Source organism: Pseudoalteromonas sp. P1-26, assembly GCF_001401795.1.
Taxonomy (GTDB): Bacteria; Pseudomonadota; Gammaproteobacteria; order Enterobacterales; family Alteromonadaceae; genus Pseudoalteromonas.
This window is the reverse complement of sequence record NZ_LKDX01000076.1, coordinates 1-10,312: the sequence shown is the minus strand read 5'-3', so window position 1 is coordinate 10,312 and position 10,312 is coordinate 1. Positions and strand designations below refer to the sequence as shown.

Genomic DNA, 10,312 nt, shown 5'->3' with positions numbered 1-10,312 from the left:
CCGGGGCCGGACTTGAACCGGCACGCTGTTACCAGCGAGGGATTTTAAATCCCTTGTGTCTACCAATTCCACCACCCGGGCATCGGGTTGCTCATAGAGCGCGTGGAGTGTTGAATGGAGGCGGAACCCGGAGTCGAACCGAGGTAGACGGATTTGCAATCCGCTGCATGGCCACTCTGCCATTCCGCCAAATTAGATAATTGGAGCGGCACACGAGGCTCGAACTCGTGACCTCAACCTTGGCAAGGTTGCGCTCTACCAACTGAGCTAGTGCCGCTTTCTTTATCTTGGGGGCTATGCCCTCTCAACACGGACGCATTCTACAGAGATTATTAAACGCGTCAATATAAAAAATGCTAGTTTTGAACTGTTTGCTTATTTTTTATCTAAAACGGTGTGTAATTAAACGTTTAGGATCAATTTTTGGTCAATTCTGACCATGCCGCTATTAAATACTGCAACATAGAACTAAGCGTTAAGAATGTTGCGACGTACAAAAGGCCATAACTTAAGTAGATCATCCATGTATCAAACTGCCAGATCAAACCAATAATGGCTAGCATCTGTGCTGCAGTTTTAAACTTACCCATGTTTGATACAGCTACGTTGTCACGTTTACCCTGCTCTGCCATCCATTCGCGTAAAGCAGAGATAACAATTTCACGGCTAATAATAACTAATGCTGGAATAGTCATATACAAACTTTGGTAGTGGCTTGATAAAGCAACCAGTGCTGCACACACCATTACTTTGTCGGCAACCGGATCTAAGAACGCACCGAAAGGCGTTGACTGATTTAAACGACGCGCTAGATAGCCATCAAGGATATCTGTGATTGACGCAAGCCAGAAAACAAACGCAGCTGCGAAAAACGCCCATGAGAAAGGCAAATAAAATATCACCAAAAAAATGGGGATAAGAAAAAGTCTAAAGGTTGTGAGTGTGTTTGGAATATTCCACATAACTACTTGGAGATGTCTTTTTTTACTATATTCGCACGAAGGCTACGCCTTGTCATGCAAATGATTAAATATCTTTTCAGCCATTTCAGGGCTGATCCCAGGAACTTGTTTTAATTGGTCTATATTAGCAGCTTTTACCCCTTGCATGCCCCCTAAATATTTTAATAATGCTTGTCGGCGCTTTTGTCCTACACCGGTAATCTCTTCTAACAATGATTGTGTACGTTGTTTTTGTCGTTTATTACGATGCCCTGCAATGGCAAAACGGTGCGACTCATCACGAATATGCTGAATTAAATGCAGCGCTGGTGCATCTGAATCAAGTGGTATTGTTTTACGTCCGCCATCAATTAATAGCGTTTCTAAACCTGGTTTCCGACTGGTACCTTTTGCAACACCCACCAGCAATGGTATTTTATTATGCGGCCAGTTTTCAAAATATTGCTCAGCACGAGATAATTGACCTTTACCACCATCGATAAAGATGACATCTGGAATTTTGTCTTCATCGACCACTTTGTTGTAGCGTTTATTAAGTGCGAATTCCATCGCAGCATAATCATCACCACCGGTGATGCCGGTAACATTAAATCGACGATATTCTTTATTATTAGGCCCTTGCGAATCAAACACCACACAACTTGCTACCGTGTTTTCACCCATTGTATGGCTGATATCAAAACATTCCATGCGATTAATATCATCTAGGCGTAATGTTTCTTTTAATTGTGCGTAGCGTTTGTTGATTGAATCCTGCGTGCTTTGCTTAACACTAATGCTGTTAAGTGCATTTTTATTAGCAAGCTTTAAATACTGTGCCCGCTCACCGCGATTAGCAACTTTTAAACTCACTTTACGTTCAGAGATTGCCGTAAGCGCTTCGCTTAATGGCTCACTTTCTTCAATATTAAACGGTAATATAATTTCTTTAGCAATACGCCCTGTTGCACCGGGAGCTAGATAATATTGGCCTAAAAAAGAAGTTAGAATTTCTTCTTCACCTGAGTCTTTTGGCACTTTAGGAAAATAAGTTTTACTGCCTAGCACTTTGTGGTCGCGGATCATTAATAAGTGAACCGCATTTAAACCGTTTAAATGAGCAAAACCCACCACATCCATTTCGGCATGGTTACCTGAAATAGATTGTTGCTCCTGCATTTTTCGAAGCAACATGATTTGGTCACGCACTTTGGCCGCAAGCTCAAATTTAAGTTCTTTACTTGCTTGCTCCATTTTAGTAACTAAATCGGCAATGACTTCATGAGATTTGCCCAACAAAAACTTGCGAACAAAATCAACTTCTTGTTGATATTCTTCATCGGAGATTTTATTCACACACGGCGCTGAGCAGCGTTTTAACTGATATTGTAAACATGGACGGCTTCTAGCTCGGTAATAAGCATCTTCACATTGGCGAACCGGAAAGATTTTTTGCATTAAACGCAAACTTTCAGATACCGCTCCCGCACTTGGGAATGGGCCAAAATATTCGCCTTTAATTTTTCGGCTACCACGATGAAAAGCAAGTCGCGGATGCTTATGATCAGTTAAAAGAATATACGGATATGACTTATCATCTCGCAGCAAAATATTGTAACGAGGCTGATATTTTTTAATTAGGTTGTTTTCGAGTAATAAGGCTTCGGTTTCAGTGTTGGTCAGGGTGACTTCAATACCGCAAATATTACTTACTAATACACGCGTTTTGCTATCAGTCACATTGCTACGGAAGTAACTACTTACGCGCTTTTTTAGATTTTTAGCCTTACCAACATAGATAACTTGCCCTTCACTATCAAGCATTCGGTAGACACCGGGCTCACTTGATAGTGTTTTTAGAAAACGGGCTGGTTCGAAATCAGACATTGAGCAAATTAATGCGAGCTATCAATGTCGATCATTTTATGACGAATTGCTAAATGGGTAAGTTCAACATCCCCCCCTACATTTAGCTTTTCAAACATGCGATAGCGATAGCTATTCACTGTTTTTGAACTCAGGTTCAAGCGATCCGCAATATCTTGCGCTTTCTCACCTTTAGTGATCATCAGCATGATTTGCAGCTCACGCTCAGACAAACTCTGGAATGGGTTTTCATCTGTGCGACCGCTTACCTGAGCAAGGGCAATTTGTTGTGCAATTTCAGGCGCAATATAACGTTGCCCTGCATTAACCGCACGAATAGCGTTAACCATTTCATCAGAGCCGGCACCTTTTGTTAGATAACCGTGAGCACCGATTTGCATTACTTTGCTTGGAAATGGATCTTCACAATGCACAGTAAGCACAATAATTTTTACATCAGGGCAATAACGACAGATTTTTTTTGTCGCTTCTAAACCGCCAATACCTGGCATATTCATGTCCATCAACACGATATCAGGTGAATGTTGACGGCAAAATTGCACCGCTTCTTCACCGGTTTTAGCTTCACCCACCACTTTAAAACCACGAACATCATCAAGTATACGTCTGATCCCTGTCCGTACAAGTTCATGGTCATCAACTAAAAGTACATTAATCAATGGAACACCCTCAAATAACCCAAATAGCTGCTTTCGCACAGTTTAATGTGCCACATTAGCACAGAAAAAGTGAAACGATAAATCAAAATATCGTTTCACTAATTAATTTTAAGCTGATGCTTTCTCGCTGAAACGATCAACCCATAGGGCAATGATACCATCACCTGTTACATTACAGGCAGTACCAAAGCTATCTTGTGCTAAATAAAGTGCAATCATTAATGCAACTGCACCTTCATTAAAACCAAGCATACTTGTTAAAAGACCCAATGCCGACATAACTGCCCCACCTGGTGCGCCAGGAGCAGCAATCATTACAACGCCTAGCATCATAATAAATGGCAACATACCAAATAACGATGGTACATCCATATTCGGTGATAAGAACATAACAGCCATTGCACATGTCACAATCGTAATTGTTGAGCCTGATAAATGGATAGTTGCACATAAAGGTACTGTAAAGTTAGCAACATCTTCTTTTACGTTATTTGCTTTGCTTGAGCGAAGTGAAACTGGAATTGTTGCTGCACTCGACATTGTACCTAAAGCAGTAAAATAAGCGGGTAGCATATTTTTTACAAGCTCTAAAGGATTACGCTTTAGTAAAAGGCCTGTAGATACATATAAAACAGTAAGCCATAGCCAATGCATAATTAATGCAGCTAGCAAAACAATACCAAATGTTTGCAGCGTATCAACCACGGTGCCAGCAACTGTCATTTCCGCGAAAACACCGGCAATGTAGAAAGGTAACGCAGGAATAATTACTTTTGCTAATAAGCCATCAATCACATCACGGCCCTGATCAGATACTTTCTTTAACGTATCAAGCTGTAACTGGCTCATGCCAATACCAAAAATGAATGCCGCAGCAAGTGCTGTCATTACACTCATAAGAGGTGGAATTTCTAGATCAATAAAGCTGCCCACTTCGGTAGCAACTTCTGCTTCAAACGTTAAACCGCCATCAAACAATGGGATCATAGCGCTGACAAGTAAAAAAGCTAAGGTTCCAGCAATAACGGTTGAACCATATGCAAAGCCAACAGTTTTTCCTAACAAGTGGCCTGACCCTTTTGGTAAACCAGCAATACCTGATGCGATAAAAAATAAAATAATTAACGGGATGGTAAAGGTGATCAACTGACCTATTATTTCTTTTACTGTGTAAAGGAGTTCAACACCTGTTAGTGGCACATATAAGCCCACTAAAATACCGGCAACAATACCAGCAATTAATTTTAGAATTAAATTCATAACGATCACTTCAATTTTTAGGTGGTAATCTTTTACCACGTTTTAGTTTACTTTTGTTATAAAACAGCCAAATTAACGTTTAACTGCGCAAATTACCACCACAGCTTGTTAGAATCTAATTTGAACGTAAATATATGCGCCCTGTCGCGTTGCATTTGTTAACAAAGTTGCAAATTAATAACATGCTCGCAGTTTTGAATACCCGTATAGTGCTTATGTATAAATCAATGTTAAGTGCCGCTCTATTAAGCGTGCCTTTTACCAGCTTGGCCACCAGCCAACCCGTCACCCTTCCTTTTATTGCAGAGCAGGCAACAATTGACGGCCAGCTCAATGAGCCAAGTTGGCAACGTGCCAAAAAAATTACCATAGACAACATTACTTGGCCTTATGAAAACAGTAAAAGCCCAGTTACCACCCACGCTTATGTTTATGAAGATGGCGAAACACTTTTTATTGGCTTTGAAGCGAATGACCCAAACCCAGAACTTATTCGTGCTTTTTACCGTGACCGTGACGCAGCCTGGGATGATGACCTAGTCGGGCTAAAAATTGATTCATACAATAATTCTCAATTAGCTTATCAATTTTTTATTAACCCACTTGGCGTACAACAAGATTCAATAGAAAACGAACTGACTAAACATGAAAGCTCATCATGGGACGGTATTTGGGATAGCGTCGGTGTTATTCATGATAAAGGCTACACAGTTGAAGTTGCCATTCCATTACGCGTATTGAATTTTGACGACAGCGTAGCAAGTAAGACTATGGCGATGGAGTTTTTACGCTTTTTACCGCGCAGTGAACGATTACGTATCTCAAATATGCAAATTGACCATGGTAACAACTGTTGGATTTGCCAAATGCCAAGTTACCAAGGCTTTGAACAAGCAAAGCAAGGCAATAACGTGGCGATTATTCCATCTGTGGTGCTTGGCAAAAATGAGACTCGTGAAATTGATGGCGCACAAGTTGATGACTGGGAGTCAGAGAACAACACTGAAGCCAGCCTCGATGTTAAATGGGGGATCACCCCAGATATCACCTTAAATGCGACGATTAATCCTGATTTTTCTCAGGTTGAAGCGGATGTAGCACAATTGAGTGTGAACAATAATTTCAGTTTATTCTTCCCAGAAAAGCGTGCCTTCTTTTTAGATAACGCTGACTACTTTGCCTCAACACTTAACCTCATTCATACCCGTAATATTGCCCAGCCAGATTACGGCACGAAAATCACCGGCAGTAAAAATGGCCATACATTTGCTGGCTTCATTGCCAATGATACGCAAACCAATGTGCTGATCCCGGGCAATTTAGGCTCATCTCTTGTCGCCCTTGACGAGAAAAGTGAAAACGGTGCCCTGCGTTATCGATACGATTTTGAATCTGGGTTATCACTCGGTTCAACGGCAACACACAGACAAAGTGATGATTATAAAAACACGGTTTACAGTATTGATAGTAAATACAAACCAACAGTGAACGATGTTTTCTTAGTGCAAGTATTAAAATCACAAACGCAATACAGCCAAGATTTTATCGATGAGTTATGTGATGGTGATAACTGCTTACAACCCGAGCAAGTAATTTGTGAATTAAATAGTGACTGCGACTATAACGAAGGCGTACTTCGTGTTTTAAGTAAAGAACAGCAATCGGGTACTGGCTACTACCTAAAGTATCAACACGACGAGAAGTACTGGCGTGCCTTCGCTGATTATAATTATCGTGATGCTGATTTAAGAGCTGACTTGGGCTTTATCTCACAAGTTGATTTTAAAAAGTTTACGACTGGTGGCGAATACCGCTGGTATGGCGATAAAGGCAATTGGTGGAATCGCGCTAACCTTTACGCCGATTGGGATATTACCCATAACGAAAATAACGAACTTCTTGAAAAAGAAGCACAAACTAGTTTTTCAGTCAGCGGCCCGTTACAGAGCTTTTTTGAGGTCTCTGTTGAGCACCGTAACCGCACTGGCCTTCGCCACGATAAATCACGTTTAGATATTGACGGCAACACAGACTTGTTTAGCGAAAATGGCGTTGGTTTTTACAGTGACTTTAAACCAAAAGCAGGGGTATTTGCTTCTTTATATATGTACACAGGTAATGCCGTTGATTTAGCGAATAACCGCGTGGGTGATAAGTTCCATATACGCCCTGTGCTGAATATGAACCTTGGTAAGCATTTTGAAGTGCGTTTACGTCATACTTATGAACAGCTTGAAGCCGATGGCAGTGAAGTATTTACCGCCAACTTAAGTGATGTACGTTTTACTTACCAATTCAACGTGAATAGCTTTTTACGCCTTGCAGTCATTTATACCGATTTAGAACGCAATCAGGCTAATTACATTGATGATGTAGATAGCCAATATAAAAACCTAGCCACTCAGCTGTTGTATTCTTATAAGCTGAATCCGCAAACGGTATTCTTTGCTGGCTACTCTGATAATGGCTACCAAGATGATGAGCTATCATCAATTACTAAAGAGCAGCGTACGTTATTTGCCAAGTTTAGCTACGCTTGGTTACTCTAAGAGCCTATTAGCGCACCTTTTGGTGCGCCCTCCCCTTTCTTTGTTTGCTTATTCCTAAATGCTATAAGCCTATTCGCTATATGTTATAGCCAAACTTTACTTTCGTTTTTTATTCACCACAGTAAAGTGTGACTATTACAGATAGCTGGCCTAAGCTAGTTGATCAACGATTGAATAAATTGCTTCCAAGGGAACACTATGTCTAACATTTTTGAAGATAATTCATTAACGATTGGTAATACACCAATTGTAAAGCTTAACCGCGTAACCTCAGGTAATGTTTTTGCTAAAGTTGAATCACGTAACCCAAGCTTCAGTGTTAAATGCCGTATTGGCGCTTCAATGATCTGGGAAGCAGAAAAGTCAGGTGTATTAACCAAAGAAAAAGAGTTAATCGAGCCGACTTCAGGTAACACAGGTATCGCACTTGCGTTCGTAGCAGCTTCTCGTGGCTATAAGCTAACCCTGACTATGCCTAACACAATGAGCTTAGAGCGTCGTAAATTATTAAAAGCCTTAGGTGCTAACCTAGTATTGACTGATGGCGCTAAGGGTATGAATGGCGCGATTGAAAAAGCAAAAGAAATTCAAGCCAGTGAGCCTGAAAAATACATTCTTTTACAACAGTTCGAAAACCCAGCTAACCCGAAAATTCACTTTGAAACAACGGGCCCTGAAATCTATGAAGCAATGGACGGTAAAATTGATATCTTCGTAGCAGGTGTTGGTACTGGTGGTACTATTACGGGTGTTAGCCGTTACCTTAAACTAGAAAAAGGTTTAGATGTACAATCGGTTGCTGTTGAACCAACTAACTCACCAGTTATTAGCCAAACATTAGCAGGTGAAGAAGTTAAACCGGGCCCTCATAAAATCCAAGGTATCGGTGCAGGCTTCATTCCTGGCAACCTTGATTTAGAAGTTGTAGACGCTGCAGAGCAAGTATCAAATGAAGATGCGATTGCTATGGCTCATGAACTGATGAAAAACGAAGGTATTTTAGTGGGTATTTCTTCTGGTGCAGCAGTAGTTGCGGCAAAACGCCTTGCTGAAAAACCTGAGAACGCAGACAAGAACATTGTGGTAATTTTACCAAGTGCGACTGAGCGTTACTTATCTAGCCCATTATTTGCTGAAGAGTTCAGCGATAAAGAGCTAGTTCAGTAACCACTAAGAATCACTTAGTTGTTAAAAAAGGATGCAGACATGCGTCCTTTTTTATTACCTAAAATAAATAAAACCAACAATTTTACCGAGTTAACTTTACATCATGCTCATTTAGTCACACACTTAATTTTAAGTTCACTCGAAAAACTACAACAATGAAAAATATACTTTTAACTATTATCCTTCTAAGTAGCAGCATTCTTTTCGGTTGCGGTTCTGAAGACGCACCAAAGGGCGAAAAAAACACCCCAGGTAATGTAGCGACTCTCTATTTTGATGCTTTATACAACCAAAACGATTTAAATCTTGCGATGGAATATGCCACGCCTAAAATGGCGCGAATTATGAAATCTTATGGCACCGCTGGGCAGTTCGCTCGTAACCTGGTTAATATGCAATACGATGAAGTAGTGATTGAAGTCGATATGACTAACATGAGTCTACGCGAACAATATGGCGATAAAGCTAACATCAATTTGATTTTTACGGGTTATTTTAATGGTAAGAAAATTGATGATATGCGCAGTGTGAAAATGATGCGTAAAAAAGGCAAGTGGTACATAGAAAAAATTAATGCCGATCCATTTGCGCGATAATTAATTACGAAAACTAAAAAAGGGCCTAAAGGGCCCTTTTTTTTGAAAGAGTATTACTGCAGAACAGTATGGATATTACTCTTCGTCAAACTCTTGATGTTGACGCTGTGCAGGACGCGCTAAGATTTCAACGTAAAACGATGTAAGCTGTTTTGCTTCGATATCGCTAATACATTTATTAATCTCTGCCACGTGAACGACATTGGCCTCATCCGCTGATTCACCAAACTTACAGTCAAACGCCCAATAGTCGGCGCCTGCTGGGAGTGTTTTATTACGCTCACGTTTTAAGTATTTTTTTACTTCGTGCTTGGCTGCATCAACCATACGAGGATATTTAATTTTCTCGTGGTTTAGCGTGAATGTTTTCTTCATTATAGTCCTAGTAACTTGGTTCAATGACAATGGCATTAAGCCATAGACTGCTATTATAACAAGCACATCTTAATTTAGCTGTACTTTTTGCAGTTTTACTTAAATATAAGTCTATTCTTAGTGTATTCGAAGTCTATGACATTTCGATTAAGCCACTTATACCTAAGCTGTAGCTAAATGAAGAGGTTGATGTATCGCCTCGTCAGTAAGGCTATCATAAAATGCAGCTGCATCGATTTGTGGGCGCTCAACGGGTTTATTTTTTTCATAAAAGCGTTTTCTAACTGCAGGCTCACAGTTATCAATCACTTCTAGCGGCACATGTTGCTTATCATCACGAACATTCAGTGGCTCTGGGTTTAAACAATGACGTAATCTGATGTCTGATAAACCACCTTGCAATAGTCTAAGTGCATTTTCTTGCCCAATCAGCATATCAAACTGTTCGGGAGCTAATGGTTGTGTGGGGCCTGCACCTAACTCGGTGCGCAAAGCAGATTCAGATACTTCAGGATTGCTTAATTCAGTTTTTGGCAGGTGAAACTGGCTAAAATCGAGCGCATCATGAGAAAGCATTGCTAGTAATAAAGCAAATTCTCCAGAGCGGTGCTCGTGGACACTTTTATTTAGACGATTATCGAGTTGGCTCTCTGTGAGCAACAAACCATCAATTTGCATAGTCTTTAGCCAAATAGTTTCTTGATTAACCAGTTATCGGCATTTATGCATTTTTCTTTAGTTTTTTTCTTTACTTAAATAATAAGTTTGCTATTATCAGCGCCGTTGCATTGGAGGGGTTCCCGAGCGGCCAAAGGGATCAGACTGTAAATCTGACGGCTCAGCCTTCGCTGGTTCGAATCCAGCTCCCTCCACCACTT

The 10,312-nt window shown here is 40.5% G+C and carries 9 protein-coding genes and 3 tRNA genes; 4 read left to right on the top strand and 8 right to left on the bottom strand.

What is annotated here, in order from left to right:
• Positions 1–115 precede the first annotated feature (115 nt).
• From AN394_RS20335 to AN394_RS20310, 6 genes are all read right to left on the bottom strand, one after another.
• Positions 116–189: transfer RNA gene (locus AN394_RS20335), tRNA-Cys, on the bottom strand.
• Between the two features lie 12 nt (positions 190–201).
• Positions 202–277 (bottom strand) — tRNA-Gly (locus AN394_RS20330).
• Positions 278–416: 139 nt separating this feature from the next.
• The gene (gene pgsA / locus AN394_RS20325; RefSeq protein ID WP_054564017.1) at positions 417–962 is read right to left on the bottom strand and encodes a CDP-diacylglycerol--glycerol-3-phosphate 3-phosphatidyltransferase; all 546 of its coding nucleotides are present in this window, start codon (positions 960–962) and stop codon (positions 417–419) included.
• A gap of 42 nt (positions 963–1,004) precedes the next feature.
• Positions 1,005–2,828, bottom strand: a complete 1,824-nt coding sequence (gene uvrC, locus AN394_RS20320; RefSeq protein ID WP_055022410.1) for an excinuclease ABC subunit UvrC — start codon at positions 2,826–2,828, stop codon at positions 1,005–1,007.
• Positions 2,829–2,836: 8 nt separating this feature from the next.
• A complete protein-coding gene (gene uvrY, locus AN394_RS20315; RefSeq protein WP_054564041.1) occupies positions 2,837–3,487 on the bottom strand; it encodes a UvrY/SirA/GacA family response regulator transcription factor in 651 nt (216 codons plus the stop codon).
• 108 nt (positions 3,488–3,595) lie between these two features.
• Entirely contained in the window at positions 3,596–4,747 is a 1,152-nt protein-coding gene (locus AN394_RS20310) for a dicarboxylate/amino acid:cation symporter (protein WP_054553767.1), read from the bottom strand.
• A gap of 215 nt (positions 4,748–4,962) precedes the next feature.
• Here AN394_RS20310 and AN394_RS20305 point away from each other — a divergent pair, with 215 nt between their 5' ends.
• From AN394_RS20305 to AN394_RS20295, 3 genes are all read left to right on the top strand, one after another.
• Entirely contained in the window at positions 4,963–7,296 is a 2,334-nt protein-coding gene (locus tag AN394_RS20305) for a carbohydrate binding family 9 domain-containing protein (RefSeq protein ID WP_152968960.1), read from the top strand.
• Between the two features lie 198 nt (positions 7,297–7,494).
• Positions 7,495–8,463 carry a cysteine synthase A gene (cysK, locus tag AN394_RS20300; protein ID WP_055022409.1) on the top strand — a complete coding sequence of 323 codons (969 nt, stop codon included), beginning with the start codon at positions 7,495–7,497 and terminating at the stop codon, positions 8,461–8,463.
• Positions 8,464–8,618: 155 nt separating this feature from the next.
• Entirely contained in the window at positions 8,619–9,059 is a 441-nt protein-coding gene (locus AN394_RS20295) for a hypothetical protein (RefSeq protein ID WP_055022408.1), read from the top strand.
• A 75-nt stretch (positions 9,060–9,134) separates the two neighbouring features.
• On the opposite strand, the gene AN394_RS20290 is transcribed toward AN394_RS20295, so the two are convergent.
• Together AN394_RS20290 and AN394_RS20285 are read right to left on the bottom strand one after the other, a co-directional pair.
• Positions 9,135–9,434, bottom strand: coding sequence for a DUF6172 family protein (locus AN394_RS20290; RefSeq protein ID WP_054564021.1), 300 nt, complete (start codon positions 9,432–9,434; stop codon positions 9,135–9,137).
• A gap of 162 nt (positions 9,435–9,596) precedes the next feature.
• Positions 9,597–10,112 (bottom strand): VC2046/SO_2500 family protein, encoded by a 516-nt coding sequence (locus AN394_RS20285; RefSeq protein WP_055022407.1) that lies wholly within the window; start codon positions 10,110–10,112, stop codon positions 9,597–9,599.
• A gap of 112 nt (positions 10,113–10,224) precedes the next feature.
• Here AN394_RS20285 and AN394_RS20280 point away from each other — a divergent pair.
• A tRNA-Tyr gene (locus AN394_RS20280) sits at positions 10,225–10,309 on the top strand.
• Positions 10,310–10,312: the final 3 nt, after the last annotated feature.